This is a genomic window from Pirellulales bacterium (assembly GCA_036490175.1).
GTDB lineage: Bacteria > Planctomycetota > Planctomycetia > Pirellulales > JACPPG01 > JACPPG01.
This window is the reverse complement of sequence record DASXEJ010000153.1, coordinates 11700-29623: the sequence shown is the minus strand read 5'-3', so window position 1 is coordinate 29623 and position 17924 is coordinate 11700. Positions and strand designations below refer to the sequence as shown.

Here is a 17924-nt window from a genome sequence, read left to right as displayed (position 1 = left end):
TGAGACTCATTCTCAAGTATCGACCTATTTTAGGGGAGCCTGTTGTCTCAATCAAGCTGGGCGAGGGAATAATTTGACACCAGCGGAGAGGCGTCGTTTTCCACCGCGTGTTCGTGGCCTGCGAGCGGGAAACAGGCGATCGTTCAGGCGTATGCTCGGCGCGATAGCCCGCAAGACGAGGGGGCCAGTAAATAGCCGAGCAACTGGCACGCCTTCCGCCAAACGATAAGGCCGCCCTGGCACGCGGCAAGCAAACGTCGCTCGCTCGGCGCAGGGCATGCTTGATCAGTGCGATCGCTTAGGCGACCGTTTGCATGGCCTCTGCCGGCCGCCGGCGCTCGTGACGTGGCGGCGTCATGCGGCCAGCCGTATTGTGCAGCCCGACCCGGCCGGTCAGGCGGTCGAAATTTGCCAGCGTCCAATACCGCGACCACAAAATAGTATCCACCATGGCCAGCCAATAGGCGAGCACGTACCAGGTGGTATCCAGGGGCGGTGCCCCATTACGACGCCAACAAAACAGGTTGCCAAGGTCATGCTTTTCGCCCAGCACGCCGATCACCATCGGCGCTGGATTGCACAAGCCCAGTGGTAGCGCCTCATTGCGCCCATCAAAGGCCGGTGCGGTAGCCACGAACACCAGCGCCAGATGCACGGCGATGAAAGTTGCGCCGATCGCCCCAGGAGACAGGTTACGCCGCCGCCAGGCAATCGTCCCCAGGAGGAGGGCCGCCGCGAGAGTCCATGCTATCGGTCCTGACCATTGACGGCAGAACCCGACCATCAAACCCGTTCCAACTGTCGTCACCATCGTGAGCAAGAATGTCGGTACGAGCGACTGCGGCAGCCGCGTGGCGGCAAGCGAAGTCATCACACCGCAACTAATGATCGTGGCACAAAACAGAGTCCCTGTGACTAGCGATACCAGCGCCATGCGCGGCACGATACTGCCGGTGACCGTGAACAAACCGGTAAATATCACCGCCAGCCACCAGGTACTGCGTACATGTTGCCAAACGGCCAGCCACGTGCCATCGACGATCTCGCGTGGCTCCAGCGTGGTGACCAGCACCAGGTCGAAGAAGCCGCGACGGCGATCATTCACAAGCGAACTGGCGGCAAAGATCGTCGTCAGTAATCCGAGCGCGAACCAGGTGGGAATCAACATTCCAAAGGCCGGGTCGTCGCGATGCAATTCGCGCGGGTTTAACAGTGCCAACAGAACGACAAAGGCGACCGCCACCGCCCAACCCATCCATTGAATGCGGCCGATGTAGCCCTCACGATCGTAGACGCGTGCCAGCCGCGCGCGGAGCCAAACAGGATTGGCAATCGTAGTCAGACCTAGCCACCGCTCGGCGCGGGTGGCACGCGATGTAACGCGACGTGCCCGCCGGCGCACTACGCCCGGGGCATACCGGTGCAAAAGCCAGCTTCCCAGCCGCGATAGGAGAAGTTTGCAAGGGTCAACGCGCAGTCGCGCGATCGCCCGCCAAACTAATGCTACACTCAGCAGCGTAGGAATGATGTACATCGGCGCGTAGTACCACTCTCCGAGATAACCGCGCAATTGCCGGGCGAATAAAGGATTTAGCGTTACGGTCAAGGTTGCCAGCGGATTGAAAAATACCTGGCCGACAACGAGGACCAAAAAACGACTGTTTCGTAAAACCCCCAGCAGGTCTAGCAACCCTCCCGTACAGATAGGCAATCCGATCAACAAAACGGCCAGCCACCAGTACGTCCGCACGAGCGCCCCCACAGGGCTGCGACTGGTCGAGGAAAAATAGATCGAAAACGCGCCGGCATAAAGCATGGCGAGCAGCATGGACATGAGCGTTTGCCCTATGCTGCTGGCTTCGATGCCGCCGAACATTCCCACCAGGCACACCACGGGCAATGTCGACAGCAAAATCTGCACGACGATCGCCAGCCGGCTGCAGAGTTTGCCAATTACGATCTCGCGGTCGCTCAATTGCGACGTCAACAACAGGTCGAGCGTTTGCGCCTCGCGCTCGGCGGCGATCAGCCCGCACACAAAAACGGGGACAAAAAACCAGATGGCCCCGTATTCGACAATGCTCACGGCCAGGAAGACCTCGTGGGCGAACTGCGCCATCTCGCGAATCGTGGTGCCACCGTGCCACAGGTAGCTGGCGTTCACCCAGACCAGGGACACCACGATCAACAGTGCCGACGCGTACAACATGCGATTGACGAAGTATCGCTTGCGGCGCGCCGTCTCGATCAACTCCTTGCCGAAGATCGGTCCGCCGATGGCCGTCAGCAGTTGTTGCATCGCGAAGTTCCGTTACTGCACCCTAAAACAGGAACCCGATGGGCACTCTTGGCAAGCGATCGCGGCGTGAATCCTAAGATACCCCCAGGCATCGCCCCGCCTCGCGGCGCCGCATTTCTGCCGTAATTGTCGAGGATGGATTGACCGCTGTCGACCCACAGGTACGGCTGGTCCGCATCGCCGCGATCAAGACCCCGAAAAGCAATTCGGCGTTGCGCCCGACTTATTGACATCCCTGGCCGGTAGTGATATCCGAAGGGTTGCCCCCAAATGACATCGTGCGGAAAACTGTTCCATGACCGAACCAACGATCACGTGTCCCAATTGCAAGACCGAGATCAAGCTCACCGAATCGCTGGCGGCGCCGCTGATCGAGTCGACGCGGCAACGTTACGAGCGCCAGTTGACGGCCAAAGACGCCGAGGTGGCCGTTCGCGAGGCCGCACTGCGCGAGCAACAAGCCGGCATCGAAAAGGCCCGCGCCACCATTGACGAACAGGTGGAAACCAAGCTCACGGCCGAGCGCCACAGAATCGTCGATGAAGAATCGAAGAAGGCCCGCCGCCTGCTGTCGGCCGATCTAGAAAAGCAAGCTACCGAGTTGACCGCCCTGCAAGAGGTGCTGGCCGATCGCGACGTCAAGCTCGCCGCGGCGCAGAAGGACCAGGCCGAGTTATTGCGCAAACAACGCGAACTGGACGATGCCCGCCGCGAGATGGATCTGACCATCGAGAAAAAAGTGCAAGAATCGCTCCTTGCCGTGCGCGACAAGGCCCGGCTCGAGGCTGAAGAAGGTCTCAAGCTCAAAGTCGCGGAAAAAGACGAATTGATCGCCGCCATGCAACGGCAGGTCGAGGAGCTCAAGCGACGCGCCGAACAGGGATCGCAACAATTGCAGGGCGAGGTCCAGGAACTCGAGCTCGAAACCCTGTTGCGTTCCACGTTCCCTCTGGATTCGATCGAGCCGGTCGCCAAGGGAGAGCACGGTGGCGACGTCATTCACCGCGTGGTCAGTCCTGCAGGGCAGCCGTGCGGCACCATCCTGTGGGAATCGAAACGGACGAAGAACTGGAGCGACGGCTGGCTGGCCAAATTGCGAGAAGACCAACGCGCTGCGAAGGCCGAGATCGCGCTGATCGTCACCCAAGCGCTCCCCAAAGAAATCGAGACGTTCAACATCGTCGACGGTGTGTGGGTCGCCGCGCACCGCTTCGCCGTGCCGGTGGCGATCGCGCTGCGCTATTCGCTGATCGAATTGGCCGCGGCCCGGCAGGCGGGCGAAGGACAACAATCCAAGATGGAGCTCGTCTATCAGTATCTGACAGGTCCGCGGTTCCGCCATCGCATCGAGGCAATCGCAGAAAAGTTCACCGACATGAATGCGGATCTAGAGAAAGAGCGCACGATGATGACGCGTCTCTGGGCAAAACGAGCAAACCAAATCCGCGCTGTTCTGGACGCCACCGCCGGAATGTATGGCGATCTGCAAGGCATCGCCGGCCGCTCGCTGCAAGAGATCGACGGACTCGATGTAAAATTGATCGAAGCCGAGGTCAACGGCGATCATCCCTAGTGCGATGCGATTGCGCAAGATATCCAGCGGTGGAGACGATTGGATTGAAAATTCACGCCAATGCTTTCCGTCGCGCGCGTCGATTGCAATTGCTCTTCGCACTGGGCGTCGCCTGCGCTCTGACCGTCTTCGTTGCACGGTTATTGGCCGATGAAGCCACTGTGCCCGGTGCCGCGGCCGGAAACCTGACGCGCCTCAAATACAACAACCCAGGTTTAGTTGTCGATTTAGGCGTAGGGCTGTGGGCCTGGCCGGTGCCATGCGATGCAGATGGTGATGGCGATTTCGATTTGATCGTTTCTTGCCCAGACAAGCCATCCAACGGCATCTGGTTGTTCGAGAACACGACGGGCGACACGGTGCGCGAGAAGTTCCCCGTGTTTCAACCGGCGCGGCGATTGAGCAAGGCGGTGCATTACGTGATGCCCAGCTTTGTTGACGGCCGGCTGCGCGTGCTGACACCGGGGAACGAGTATCCGGACTTTTTGCGAACCGGACTGGAAAAGCCGGTGGCGCTGAATGTGCCTCTGCCGATTCACACCCCGCGCGGCACGGCGCCGCAAGCTCGCGGCAGCAAGATCCGCCACAACCAGTGGCGATATACGGACTACGATGGCGACGGCGCGGTAGACCTGGTCGTGGGCATAGAAGACTGGAGCGACTACGGCTGGGACGACGCGTGGGACGCCAAAGGAAAATGGCAAAACGGCCCGCTGCACGGTTTCGTCTACCGGCTGCGTAACACGGGCACAACGGCCGCGCCGAACTATGCTGCGCCGGCAATGGTGTTGTCCGATGGCAAACCGGTCGACGCTTTCGGCTGTCCGACGCCGAACTTCGAAGACTTCGACGGGGACGGCGACCTCGATCTGTTGTGCGGAGAGTTTCTGGACGGCTTCACTTATTTCGAGAACGTCGGCACTCGCAGCGCGCCGCGCTATGCCGCGGGCCGACGCTTGGTAACGCGCGACGGAACGGCCCTGACGATGGATTTGCAAATGATCGTGCCGGTGGCTTTTGATTGGGACCGAGATGGTGATATCGACTTAGTCGTAGGAGACGAAGACGGCCGCGTGGCATTGGTCGAGAATTCCGGTGGCCGCACCGCCGACGGCACGCCGATTTTTCTGCCGCCGCGCTATTTCCAGCAGGTCGCCGACGAGTTGAAATGTGGCGCGCTGGCCACGCCGGTAGGGTTCGACTGGGATGGAGACGGCGACACAGATATCGTTTCCGGTAACACGGCCGGCTACCTGGAATGGTTCGCGAATCTCAGCGGCCCGCGCGCGGCTGCCCCGCGTTGGAGCGCGCCGCGACGGCTCAAGGTAGAAGGCAAGCCCTACCGCGTCATGGCGGGTCCCAACGGCAGCATTCAAGGACCGGCGGAAGCGAAATGGGGTTACACAACGCTTTCGGTTGCCGATTGGGACATGGACGATCGGCCGGATATCGTCCTCAATTCGATCTGGGGCCGGGTCGAATGGCTGCGCAACGAGGGAGCGATTGGTACACCGAATTTGAAAGCCGCTCAAAGTGTGGCCGTCGCGTGGCCCGGCCTGCCGCCCAAACCGGCTTGGACCTGGTGGACACCGCGCAGCGACGAGTTGGTAACGCAATGGCGCACCACGCCGGTAGTCTTCGATTTCGACGGTGACGGTCTAACCGATTTGGCCATGCTCGACAGCGAAGGGTATTTGGCGCTGTTTCGTCGCGCGCGGCGCGATGGCAAGCCAATCCTCCTGCCACCGGAACGTGTCTTCGTCGACGAACAAGATCGTCCGTTGCGACTCAACGATCGTCGCGCAGGCGGCAGTGGCCGGCGCAAACTGTGCGTGACCGATTGGAACGGCGATGGCCGCTTCGATTTCCTGATTAACTCGACCAGCGCCGACGTGCTGCTACAACTGGAATCGCCGCTGGGAAGATTCCGCTTTCGCAATAGTGGATCTCTCGTGGCAGAAAATATCGAAGGGCACGACGTCAGCCCCACAGTCGTCGATTTCGACGGCGATGATGTACCGGATTTCCTGGGGGGCGCGGAAGACGGCCATTTCTATTACTTGAAGAACCCCCGGTCGATCGAGAAATAAAGCACGTCCGACCGGTGCGGCAGTAGCTGCGCCACGTCGGAAGCACGCACCCCTCGGTTATGGTCATTTAAATTGCTCGGCGCTGCCCAGGGCTATATAACGATCTTGGCGGCACGTTTGCCGGCTGGTAGACAGCTCTTTAACTTCCTTTTTGCCGCGCGAGGCCTTGATGAGCACGCACACCTCTTTCTTGCGACGCGATCCGGCCGAGGTAAAGCCGTGGGCCGAGACATGCGGTCAGATCCACTGCCTCGTGGAAGAGAGCGATGGGGCCGCCGCCGAAGTGCATCACGTCGAGATTCACGACGCCAAGCTGCACTATCACGCCCGCACCGATGAGTTTTATTACATCATCGACGGCGAAGGGACGATGATCCTCGACGACGAAGTAATCGAGTTGCACAAAGGGGTCGTCGTGTACGTCCCGCGCGGCGTCAAGCACAAGGCCGTCGGCAGATTGACCGTGCTCACGGTCTGCATTCCTCGCGGCGTCCTTTCGGACATCCACGAGCTGGAGTGATGCGGCCCGGTTGCCGCGTTCCTCGACAACGTGCTTTGCGACGAGCGCCACTCTGAGAGGTGCCGGTTGCGCCGACTGCTCATCTGCGGCGGCAGGGTCTCCTGCCTGATCGTCTGAGTGCTACACCCCTGGCACTCCGGCCGCATCGGGACCCGGCCAGCTTGGCAGGGGTATTTCATCGCACCGGCCCGCTTTGGCGGCGAGAAAAAGACCTCTCAGCGAAAACAGCGAAATCCAGTGTTCGGTGGCTCACGTATATCCTTACGCTACGGCAAGAGTTCAGGGCGAATGCCCCGCGCGGTTATCCGCGACCGCCGCCAGCCGACCCCGTTCGTGCCGACTGTCGCGGCGGCATCTAACCACGATCGAGCAGAGCGCAACGTCATGGCGAAACGTTTCAACTTCTATCCGCCGGCCAACCGTGATGAACGCATGGAGCGGGCCCGCGACACGTTGGGGTTCTGCGAAGCGATCTACCAGATCCACGCCCAGACGGGGGATCCGTGGGGGACCGATCTGTTGGTGCTGAAGGCCATGCAACGCGCGGCGCTGGCCGTCTTTCAAGAAGACTACGACCGCTGGGACTGGCAGTAATCTTGGCCCGTTATTAGTCCGGGTCGCCAAGGCGTATCGTGCAGACTGCGGTGCGCAACATCGTTGTTCGCATGCCCGCCTCACAGTCAGCGCCGAAATGACGTTGGCCGCCGTCTGACCTTTTTTGCCAGCCTATTGGCCCGCACGGGTGACGCCGCGAAACTCCCCCGGCGCAAGGTCCCCTGGCCGCATTATTGACCGTCAGCACAGACAGCAGGGCCAAAAACCGCGGGTTTTCCAACGGTCTGCAACGTCGGCTTGCAGGAATGTAATTCCTGTGGGGATGCGTAGCATAGGCTCGGCCGCGTAGAAAGGATAATAGTGGCTGCGATGATCGTGGTCACAGTCCCCGCCAGAAAGGTCGTGGAGCATGTCCCCTCTCAGAGCACTCCGGTCTGTCGCGATCGCACTGGCGATCGCCATGTTTAGCATTCCCAGCCCCGTCTTTGCGCACGGCGGCGGTGGCGGTGGCCACGGTGGTGGTGGCGGGCACGGCGGTGGTGGACACGGCGGCGGTCATGGCGGCGGTGGGCATCACGGCGGCGGAGGATTTCATGGAGGGGGCGGCTATCGCGGTGGCGGCGCGCACATGAGCGGCGGCTATCGAGGCGGCGGAGGAGCAGCCTACCGCGGCGGCGCTGGCATGAGCCGTGGTGGAATGTACGCCGGAGGAAATCGGGGCGCGGCAGGCGGCGCACGAAGTAGCGCCGGCATGTCGCGCGGCGCCATGGCTGGCGGCTCACGTGGAGCAGCCGGCAGTGCCGGACGATCGCAGAGTTCGTTTCTGGCGCGGCACTCGGGGGCTGGCGCGGGCGCAGGCAGCCACTTTGCAGCGGGCTCGGCCGGACGTGGCATGAATGGGATGGGTGGCAACTCGTTCCTGGCGCGCCATAGCGGCGGCATGGGGGGCATGAACCATACAGCGAACTTCAACCGCACGAACGGGGTCAACAATCGTTTCGCCGGCGGCGGCTTCAATCGCGGCCTCGGTTACGGGGGCTACGGTGGTTACGGCCGCGGATTTGGATACGGCCGCTACGGATTGGGCTACGGTTTTGGACGAGGCTTTGGCTTTGGCTTCGGCTATCCCTTCGGCTTCTTCCCCTTCCTGGGATATGGGCTGGGCTACGGTCTCGGCTATGGGGGCTACGGCGGGTATGGAGGCTATGGCGGATACGGCGGTTATGGCGGGTATGGAGGCTACGGTTACGGCAATGGATATGGTTACGGCAACAACTACTACGGCGGCTATGCGTCGTACGCGCCGGTCGCGGATCAAGGTCTGACCACTGCCGTGGCGACCAACCCAGCCCAAGCACAGAACTATGCCGATCTCGGCGAAGTGGCTTTCAAGGCCGGCAACTATGCGGAAGCGGTGTACGATTGGCGGCACGCTCTGCTTGATGATTCGCAAAATGGCACGTTGGGTATGATGCTGGCACAGGCGATGTTCGCCACGGGCAGCTATGAGGAAGCCGCCGGCGCTACGCAAATGGCCATGTCGCTAATGTCTCCGGATCAATGGGGAGTTGTGGTGAAGAACTACACCGACCTCTATCCCAACGTGCAGAATTTCACTGATCAGTTGCGGGCGCTGGAAAAAGCTCGCAATGACAAGCCGACCGACCCGGCCCTGCGATTCTTGCTGGGTTTCCAATACAACTACCTGGGTTTTCCGACCCAGGCGGTGCGCGAGTTGGAAAAGACTGTCGAACTAGCGCCGCAGGACGAAATGGCAAAGCAATTGCTTTCTACGATCAAGGGAATAGCACCCCCGGCCAAGCCGGCGGCTCTCCCCGCGCCCGCAGCGGGAGGTTAAACGGCAGTCCTGAAAATCTTACAGAGCCTCTCCCCGACGCCGTGGGGGAGAGGTTAGGGTGAGGGGGCTTGCACTCGTGCATCGTCCCCTTACCCACGAGATTTCCAGCCGTGAGTTCTTCCCTTTCTTCTCTTTCATCGGCCGATCGCGCCCGTTTTGAAGGCGCCTTGGATTTCGCCGAGCGACAAGTGGCGGCCACGATCGCGCGCACCCCGGATTATTTCCCCATATATACCGAGCAGGGCCGCTGGCACCACGCTGGCGAACTGTGGACCGATTGGACCGGCGGGTTCTTTGCCGGCATGATGTGGAAGTTCTACCAGCGCCGCAACGATTCCGTGTGGCGCGAGCGGGCGGAGCACTACTCCAAATTGCTCGAACATCGACAGCATGATCGCCAGGTGCACGACCTGGGCTTCATCTTTCTCAATACCTACCGAACTTGGTTCGAGCTGACTGGCGATCAATGCTTGCAGGACGTGCTCATTCAGGCTGGCCGCACGCTGGCTCTGCGCTTTATGCAACGCGGACAGTACCTACGCTCGTTTGTGGCGCCAGAGTCGTTGTTCATCGACATCATGATGAACGTCCCATTGATCTTTTACGCTGCCAACATCACCGACGACGACGCCCTGCGACAGGTCGCCATTGCGCACTGCCGAACGACGCGCGACAAGATCGTCCGCGCCGATGGCTCGACCGCGCATGAAGGCATTTTCGATCTGGAAACCGGACAGTTCGTGCGCGAGTCGACTCACCAAGGCTACCGGCCCGACAGTGCTTGGGCCCGCGGTCTGGCCTGGAGTCTGTACGGCTATAGCCAGGTCTATGCATTGTCGGGCATGGATGAGTTTCTCGACGTGGCCGAGCGCAACGCGGCGTTCTGGTTGGCGAACTTGCCAGAGGACGGTGTGCCCTGGTGGGACTTCCGTACGGATCTATCGCAGCTGCTGCCGTGGGGCCCGCAAAAAGACAGTTCGGCGGCGGCGATTGCCGCGAGCGGCTTGCTCGACCTCGCACTACAAACCAAATCGGTAGAACGCGCGGCAAAGTACCGAGAGACGGCACTGCGGATGCTCGAACAACTGGCTGGACCCGGCTATCTAGCCGATGTAACGCCAGGTTGGGAAGGGATCCTGAAACATGGCGTGTATCACACTGCCAAGAACCTGGGCGTCGACGAATCCGTCATGTGGGGTGAATTCTTTTTCGTGGAAGCGTTGACGAAGCTCCTGTGGGCGCGCGGCGCGATCAGTTGAAAACGTGCGGGACGTTTTGCCGACACACTACATCGCGGCACGTTGGCAACCCTACGAAAACAATTATTTTCAATCCGGCGGAGAGTCCTGCGCGGCTTTGATTTCTCGCAATATGGCCGCCTCAGGCAAGTCCTTGTAAAACGGATCGAGTGGGAAGCAGCCCGAGACGATCGCATTACGCGGTGCCGTGGTGCAATCGCTGAAGGTGCGGCAGATCCGCTTGCGCGCCAATTGTCCTCGCGACAATACGTCGCTTGGCAGTTCAGGATACGAGAGCACCATCCGCCCCAGCCCCACCAGGTCGGCCCAGCCCTGTCGCACGACACCCTGCGCCACGTGCGGCAGGAAGTCTTGTAGGTAGGAATATCCGGTGCCGACGATCGTTAGCTCTGGCACAGCTTCTTTGATACGTCGCGCCGCATCGATCTGCCGGGCAACGCCCACCAGCGGATCTTCGGGGGGCTGATAACCGTCGCTGGGAGGAAAGGCGGCGGGCCGCTGCAGGTGTGGATTGTAGTAGGGGCTACCGCACGAAACGTTCACCGCCACCACGCCCAGCGAAGCGAGCAGCTGCACCAGGCGAATCGTCTCGGTCAGGTCGGCCCGCAACGGGTTGGTCGGATCGAGCCCGAAGCCGTATTGATAAGGGAGTGTGCCGTCGTATGCCATCGGCTGCCCCATGCCGTCGGGCGCAGGCTCGTAAGGCACACTGTCGAACGCGCTGAGACGTACCACGATCAACAGGTCGGGATACGCTGCGCGGACACGGTCGATTATTTCGCAAAGCAGCCGCGTGCGGCCCTCAAAGTCTCCGCCATAGCGTCCTGGTCGCGCGTGCGCGCCTAAAAACTCGTGCAACAGATAACCGTGGCATGCTTTGACGTCGACGAAGCGAAAGCCCGCCTGGCGCGCCATGCCGGCCGCGCGGACGAAATTCTCGACCAGGCCGACAAGCTCGTCGTCGCTCCAAACCATCGAATCGTCTTGCGGATCAATGCCGAACTTGCGGTCGAGCAATGGATGATGATAGGCAATGCGCGGTTCCAACTTTTTCGAGTGCGGCCGGCAAAATCGACCGGAGTGTGTCAATTGCAAGCCCACCAGCATATCGTCGGTCGTGCCGAAACGTTCGCGGTGGGTCGCCGTGAGCGTGTCGAGCAACTTCGTCAATCCCGCGCGATTGTCGGGCGTAGCCAACGTCTGACGTGGATTTGCGCGACCGGCGGGCTCGACCGCGGCCGCTTCTCCACCCCAGATCAGCTTGGCACCGCTGGCGCCGAAGTTTCGCCAGCGCCGCAACGTCAATTCCGTCGGGGATCCGTCCGAGTTGGCGTCCCAGCCCTCCATCGGATGAATGCACCAGCGATTGCCGACCTGTACGCCTCCGATCTTGATCGGCTCTGCGAGCGGCGAGCCGTCCGCCGCGGTAAGAATGCCGTCATCAACCGGAAGCTCAATGCCCAACGCCGTGAGTCGCGCTCTTAACGCGGCAGCCGTTTTCAGTTGGGCAATTTTTGGGAACGTGGTCACAGGTCTCTCTGAGGCAAGAAAAACAATCTGGTGGCAAGCAACTGTATCATATGCGGCGCCAGAGTACCGAGGCGTGCTCGTTGGCCAGGATATGCACGCAAAGCCCCACGCGCGCTTGACCCATTCACGGATAACTTCTACAACGGACGGGTGCTCTGAAGCCAGTCACGCAGAGCATGGGCGAACTCGATTTTGCACTTCCGCGTTCTCGACCTTGTCATGCTATCAGCATGATAGGCGCCGCGAGTGGCTGTCGGGTGAGCGCCCGCCGTTTCTACGGGGGCGCGGTACCGACTTCAGATCCTTGCCGGCTTTACATCTCCCGTGCTGCGCGGCCGTGCGCTAATGCGCAAACTTCCGTCCCTGAGAGCGACCGCGTCAGCGCCGCGCGATGTGAACCGCCGATAAGGATTCGACGGTGAAACTATGCCTTTGCGAACGTGCCTGGTTTTGTACCGGGCGACCTGTTGTGCGATCTTTGTCTCGGGCGCGCTGAGTGCAAGCGACGCCTGTGCGACTCCTTATCTTACACTCGGCCCTTCGGATGGCATCGCGGTAGATCAACCGCGCGCCACGGTGGCCATCGTCGATCCGGCGACGCAGCAGGTCCTCGGTCCGGAATTTTCCAATACTTTTCTGCTCGACACTGGTGCGAACGATATTCTTGTCGGTGGTGATGCTTATAGCGAACTGCAAGATGCCGGGTATCAAACCGTTGCTCAGTACGACGATTTCGGCATCGGCGGGACCGCCACGATGGACGTCTCAAAGGCCTATGAATTCGACTTTGCAGGAGACAACGGCGTGCCGATCGCGCTACCGAATACGCGCGTGCTGTCGAATGCCAGCGCCGACCTGGGATTCGACGGCGTGTTAGGCATGCCGGCCATGGTCGGTCGCACGGTGAACGTGGACATGACGCCTTGGTCTGGGGGCAACTTCGACACGCTGAAAACAAGTTTCACCAGCACGGCCCCGCCGGTGGTCGCGAATCAATATCACGTACCATTGTCGCTGGTCGATTTCCCGCCCACCGGTCAACACAACCCGGGAGACCCGTTGCCTACCTTTGCGCCGTTGTCGATGGCGCCGGTTGTGGTGCAAAATCAAACGCATCAGCTCAACGGCAACTTTATCGTCGATACGGGCGCCCAGATTTCCATTATCTCGACGGCCACTGCGCTTGCGCTGGGTATCGATCCCGTCAAAGACGCGGTCGACTCGCTCGATCTGAGCGGCATCGCCGGCACGGTGAACGTGCCGATCGTGAACGTCGATTCGCTTGGTCTGAAGACCAGCGAAGGCGTAAACCTGATGTGGACCGGTCTGCAGGTTGGCGTCTATGACATCGACCCTAATATCGCGGGCGTCTTCGGCATGGACTTTCTGACCAGCGGATGGCTTAACGCTTTGCTCGGCGGCGGACCGGACGGATACTTGAATGGCGTGCATTTTGATTTTCGCAACGCGCAGAATCACGCCGGCACGATGGTTTTGGACGTCAACCCCACGCTTAGCCATGTGCTTGTGCCGGGTGATACCACGCAGGATGGCATCGTCAACGGACTGGATGTCAACGCCATCGCCTCTCATTGGCTGCACATGGGTAGCGCGCTACCCGGCGACGCCAACGGCGACGGCATCGTTAATGGTTTGGACATTAACTTAGTTGCCAGTAACTGGCTGGCGCACGTCCCCGGCCACGGAACGGGCACCGCAGTTCCAGAGCCAGGCACCCGCACTCTGGCAGGGACGTGTTGCACCGTGCTGTGGGGCTTGCGTTGGCGCACGCGGCGTCATGGTCGGACGCTGACCAGCGGCCGGTAAGCGCTTTTCGGGCATTGCGCGTGAGGCACGTTCGTCCGAGCGCGCATGGGGCGGCACGACCGGTAAATGCAGGAAAATCGCTCCCACATCCCTCACGACGTGCAGCCGCAAGCTAGCTTTTCTTTGGTGTTGGGCAGTCATTTCTTCACCCTGCAACTTCGCATGGCACACACAGTCCGGCAACGACTGCGCGTGTTCTGGGAGCGGCTTGTCCCTCCTGACCAGTGGGGGGACGAGGAAACGCTGCGCCAGGCAGGCCGCGTCGTGGCCTTTAATCTGGCGATGTTGATGTGGGTGGTCGTCTTCACGCCCATTTATTACGCGCTGGGCGCCACCTCTTGCAGCATCGTGCTGGCGATTGTCGGCATCTTGTTGCCAGCGATCGTCGTCGTCCTGCGTTTCGGCTACTCGCCAACCACCTGCGGCAATCTGATGTGTTGCGCCGGCTGGTGTACCTACTTTTCTTTGGTCTATCTCACAGGCGGAATCGCTGCGCCTTCGCCTGTGATCACTTGGTACGCATCGATGCCGATTTGCGCCGTGTATATGTGCGGCCTTCGTTCGGGGCTGATTTGGACAGCCGTGACGATCATGACCATCGCGGGATTCGCGGTGGCCAACAACTTGGGCATACCGTGCCCGAACGTGTTGACTCCATTTGCGATGCAGCTATTGCAATTCCTTTCGCTCATTGGATTGGTCATGTGCGTTTTCGTGCTCGTGCTCGTGTTGACACGGTTCGAGCACAACGCTCGCCAAATCCTGCACGAAGCCAATTGCCGCTTGGAAGCCCAGTCGTCGCTCGACGGACTGACAGGCATCGCCAACCGACGCAGCTTCGATTGGTCGCTTGAGCGCGAGTGGAAGCGGCATATGCGGGCGCAGATCCCGCTTTCTTTAGCTCTGATCGACGTCGATTGGTTCAAGCAATACAACGACACCTATGGCCACCTGGCCGGCGACGACGTGCTGCGATCGATCGCCTTTGCAATTCAATCCGGCGTGCATCGGCCGGGCGATGTGTCGGCCCGTTTCGGTGGCGAGGAATTCGCCGTGATCCTGCCCGACACGAATGAGCACCAGTCGCGCTATGTGATGGCCATGATCCATCAGCGCGTCCGGGCGCTCGAGATCCCGTACCCGAACCCCGCCGTGGGACCGTTCGTTACGATCAGCATTGGGATCGCGACGGTGGTTCCGGTCTGGAACGAATCGCCACTGGACCTGGTACACGAAGCCGACGTGGCACTATACCGCGCCAAAGCCGAAGGGCGCGATCGTGCGATCCATGCGGCACGATTAGCCGTGGAGCGAACACCAGCCGAAGCCCCACACGCCCACAGCTAGGCCCATCGTGCAATTGGCCTAAGCTCAGGCTGAGTTGATAGCGGTGTCATGCTAAAAGGTGCTCTGCACGACAGGTACATCGTTCGCCTGCGCCTTGCCGGGCGTGCTGCGACCATCGCGAATGTACCGATCCAGAACGGCCCGCAACTCGCGCACGAGTTCAGGATGCTTTGCGTACTGGTTGTCGCGCTGCGGCACGTCGTGTCGCAGATCGTATAACGCCGGGCCTTTTTCCTGCGGTGCGTAGCCGCGCTCTCGCTCGAGCCACGCGGACTCGCCGCGGCGGTCGCCATTGTCATTTCCGCTAGGTGCCGCGACCAGCACCCAATCTCCTTTGCGGATGGCGAAGCGACCGGAACCACTGTGATGCACCGTGGCCTCGCGCAGTGGTTGCTCGCGTGCTTCGCCGCGAAACGCCGGTAACAGGCTGTAGCTGTCTTCTCCCGCATTGTCCGGAAGTGTGGCCTCCAAGATTGCGGATACCGTGGCCAAAACATCGACCTGGCAGATCGTTTCGTCGCTCGTGCTGGCGGGCTTGATCACTCCGGGCCAACGCGCGACAAACGGCACGCGGTGGCCGCCGTCCCACAAGTCACGCTTTGCACCGCGCAGCGGCCCCATGCTGTAATGGCCAAACTGTTCCGCGCGATCATACACGCCAGGCCGCACTTCGCCCGTAACCTCTGGGCCGTTGTCGCTGGTAAAGATCACGAGCGTGCTATCCGCCACGCCGGCACGCGCGAGCGCGGCCATGACCTCGCCGACGGTATCGTCTACCTGCACTACAAAATCACCGTAGTCGCCCGCCTGGCTACGCCCCTGGTATTTGGCCGCCGGCACGACCGGATAGTGCGGCGCTGTTAGCGGCATATAGAGAAAGAACGGCTGCCGCGGGGTAACGGCGGCCGATTGTTCAATGAACCGCGTGGCCCGCGCCGTTAGTTGCGGCATGATGTCCACCCACTGCCAGCCCGGCAGCATAGGGCCTGGCCGGTTGAACTCCGGCCGATTCGGTTCGCTAGGAATGCCCACCGTATGGTCTTTTTCAAGAAAACAATACGGCGGGTAATTGGGAACGTCTGTGCCAAAGTAGTCGTCGAAGCCGCGCGTCGTCGGGCCACCCGTGATCGCTTTGCTGAAGTCGACATTGCTCAGTCGGTTTTCTCCGCTCGTCGGCGGCCGGCCGTCGACAGTAGGCCACTCCCAGCCTAAATGCCATTTACCTACGCAGGCGGTGGCATAGCCATGTCGTTTGAGCAGCGTGGCAATCGTCAGCCGATCGGGGGCAATCAGGGGCGGGTCCCAAGGAACGAGTACTCCGCTCTTCAAACGCGTGCGCCACGCATACCGGCCTGTAAGCAACGCATAGCGCGTTGGCGAGCAAACCGAGGCCGGCGCGTGCGCATCGGTGAACCGCATTCCTTCCTTCGCCAGCTGATCAAGATGCGGAGTCGAGATCTTCGAGTCCGGGTTGTAACAGCCAAGGTCACCGTAACCGAGATCGTCGGCAAGTATGAGTATGATATTCGGACTACACTGCAAGTTTGTACTATTGTCGGCTTTTGAAAGGGTATTGCCACCCAAGACTGTAGCTGCAACAATGATGAGTGTAGTTATTCTGTGTAGTAATTGCGCGGCTAATTCGTGTCGCATGGCCACAGACTCACAGGGTTAAGGCGTGCCGGAACAGCGGACGTCGCACATCAGTCTCGGTCCTTTGGAGCCGACGATCAAGCTTTATCAGAGAAACAGGGACGTTTATGGCAAGACCTAGAAAACAACGTCGACAGGGACATGGCTCTGCTTGGCTTTGGAAGCAGACGGGCTGTTGGTACTACACGTTGCTTGGCACCAAGAAACGGACTCCACTTTTCGACGACGCCGGCGAACGGATCCGCGGCCAGGAGAATCGACAGGTCGCGGAAAAGGCGCTGGCTAAAGCCAGGTTGGCTGACGCGCGTCATGGCGAAAGCCAGACCATTGCGACCGAGGATTGGCTCGTGGCGAAGGTGTGCTCGGAATATATTCAGTATTGCGAGCGTGGCTTGGCCGCTGGATCCATCAGTAAGAACCACCGCGACGGAACTGTCGCGTTCTTGAATGATCTATGTGGCTTCTGCGGAGCCCTGCCGGCAGGCGAGCTAAAGAAGGGCCATGTTCAAGAGTGGCTCGAGGCTCATGCAGGCTGGCGCTCGCCAGCCACCCATCGCGCGGTCATGGCGATCGTGTTGGCCGCCTTCAATCGTGCCGAGCAAATGTTCGACGTCCCCAACCCCCTCAAGGGTTTCAAAAAGGCTGTCGCCCAACCGCGACTGATGTCCTTCACCGCCGAGGATGAGCAAGCTTTATTACTCGCGACCGAGGAACGCTTTGGTAACTTCCTGTTTGCTGCCATCCGTACCGGGCTGCGTCCCTTCTGCGAATTGGCGCGGCTCAAGGCGGAAGACGTCGAGCAGGTCGACCGAGGCATGATGTGGCGGGTCTACTCATCGAAGACCAAGAAGACGCGTAAGATCCCGATCCACGACGACGTCGCCGTGTTGACGCGTCGCCTGATGACGGAGGCACCTGCCGGCTCCGGCAAACCGCTCTTTCGGAATACCAGAGGCGCGCCTTGGAAGCCGATGACGGGTGTGGCACGCTTTCTGGCGCTCAAGCATAAATTGGGATGGAGCCACGACCCCATCAAAGGCCGATACTCGTGCTACACCTGCCGCCACACGTTTGCGCACCGTATGCTTTCCGGATTCTGGAATAAGGGTCTCGGCTGCACGATCGAGACTTTGGCCGAGTTGCTAGGCGACACGCCCAAGGTAGCGTTCGACCACTACGGCAAGGAATGGGGCCAAAATTACCAAGCGCCTTTGTGGGCGGCAATCGGCGTGGATCCCCACCGCGCGCAAGCCCAAAAATCCAAACCGACTCGAGCCGGGACGCAAGTCTCGAACAAGCCACATCGATCGGATGATCAACCTCCGAAGCGCTCGGCGGATCGGCAACGACCTTCAAGGCAGCGGAAACGGGTCGCCGGATGAGTTGCAAATCTGGCCCCCGACCTCTCCCGTA

Annotated in this window: 12 protein-coding genes; 9 read left to right on the top strand and 3 right to left on the bottom strand. The window is 60.6% G+C overall.

Annotated features, from left to right (window positions below):
- Positions 1–298 precede the first annotated feature (298 nt).
- A complete protein-coding gene (locus tag VGG64_11925) occupies positions 299–2299 on the bottom strand; it encodes an ABC transporter permease (protein ID HEY1600305.1) in 2001 nt (666 codons plus the stop codon).
- A gap of 295 nt (positions 2300–2594) precedes the next feature.
- On the opposite strand from VGG64_11925, the gene VGG64_11920 reads away from it, so the two are divergent.
- The 6 genes from VGG64_11920 (at position 2595) to VGG64_11895 (ending at position 10154) form a co-directional block, all read left to right on the top strand.
- Positions 2595–3872: a DUF2130 domain-containing protein gene (locus VGG64_11920; GenBank protein HEY1600304.1), complete on the top strand. Its 1278-nt coding sequence runs from the start codon at positions 2595–2597 to the stop codon at positions 3870–3872.
- A 44-nt stretch (positions 3873–3916) separates the two neighbouring features.
- The gene (locus VGG64_11915; GenBank protein HEY1600303.1) at positions 3917–5962 is read left to right on the top strand and encodes a VCBS repeat-containing protein; all 2046 of its coding nucleotides are present in this window, start codon (positions 3917–3919) and stop codon (positions 5960–5962) included.
- A 169-nt stretch (positions 5963–6131) separates the two neighbouring features.
- Positions 6132–6482, top strand: coding sequence for a cupin domain-containing protein (locus tag VGG64_11910; protein ID HEY1600302.1), 351 nt, complete (start codon positions 6132–6134; stop codon positions 6480–6482).
- A 384-nt stretch (positions 6483–6866) separates the two neighbouring features.
- Positions 6867–7076, top strand: coding sequence for a hypothetical protein (locus VGG64_11905; GenBank protein ID HEY1600301.1), 210 nt, complete (start codon positions 6867–6869; stop codon positions 7074–7076).
- A gap of 370 nt (positions 7077–7446) precedes the next feature.
- Positions 7447–8895, top strand: coding sequence for a hypothetical protein (locus VGG64_11900; protein HEY1600300.1), 1449 nt, complete (start codon positions 7447–7449; stop codon positions 8893–8895).
- Positions 8896–9005: 110 nt separating this feature from the next.
- On the top strand, positions 9006–10154 hold the full coding sequence (locus VGG64_11895) for a glycoside hydrolase family 88 protein (GenBank protein ID HEY1600299.1): 1149 nt from the start codon (positions 9006–9008) through the stop codon (positions 10152–10154).
- Between the two features lie 69 nt (positions 10155–10223).
- On the opposite strand, the gene VGG64_11890 is transcribed toward VGG64_11895, so the two are convergent.
- Positions 10224–11684, bottom strand: coding sequence for an NADH:flavin oxidoreductase (locus VGG64_11890; protein HEY1600298.1), 1461 nt, complete (start codon positions 11682–11684; stop codon positions 10224–10226).
- A 426-nt stretch (positions 11685–12110) separates the two neighbouring features.
- Here VGG64_11890 and VGG64_11885 point away from each other — a divergent pair, with 426 nt between their 5' ends.
- Positions 12111–13511 (top strand): aspartyl protease family protein, encoded by a 1401-nt coding sequence (locus VGG64_11885; protein HEY1600297.1) that lies wholly within the window; start codon positions 12111–12113, stop codon positions 13509–13511.
- A gap of 162 nt (positions 13512–13673) precedes the next feature.
- On the top strand, positions 13674–14858 hold the full coding sequence (locus VGG64_11880; GenBank protein ID HEY1600296.1) for a diguanylate cyclase: 1185 nt from the start codon (positions 13674–13676) through the stop codon (positions 14856–14858).
- A gap of 51 nt (positions 14859–14909) precedes the next feature.
- On the opposite strand, the gene VGG64_11875 is transcribed toward VGG64_11880, so the two are convergent.
- The gene (locus VGG64_11875; GenBank protein ID HEY1600295.1) at positions 14910–16511 is read right to left on the bottom strand and encodes an arylsulfatase; all 1602 of its coding nucleotides are present in this window, start codon (positions 16509–16511) and stop codon (positions 14910–14912) included.
- A 107-nt stretch (positions 16512–16618) separates the two neighbouring features.
- Between VGG64_11875 and VGG64_11870 the strand changes: the two genes are divergently transcribed.
- Entirely contained in the window at positions 16619–17893 is a 1275-nt protein-coding gene (locus VGG64_11870) for a tyrosine-type recombinase/integrase (GenBank protein ID HEY1600294.1), read from the top strand.
- Positions 17894–17924: the final 31 nt, after the last annotated feature.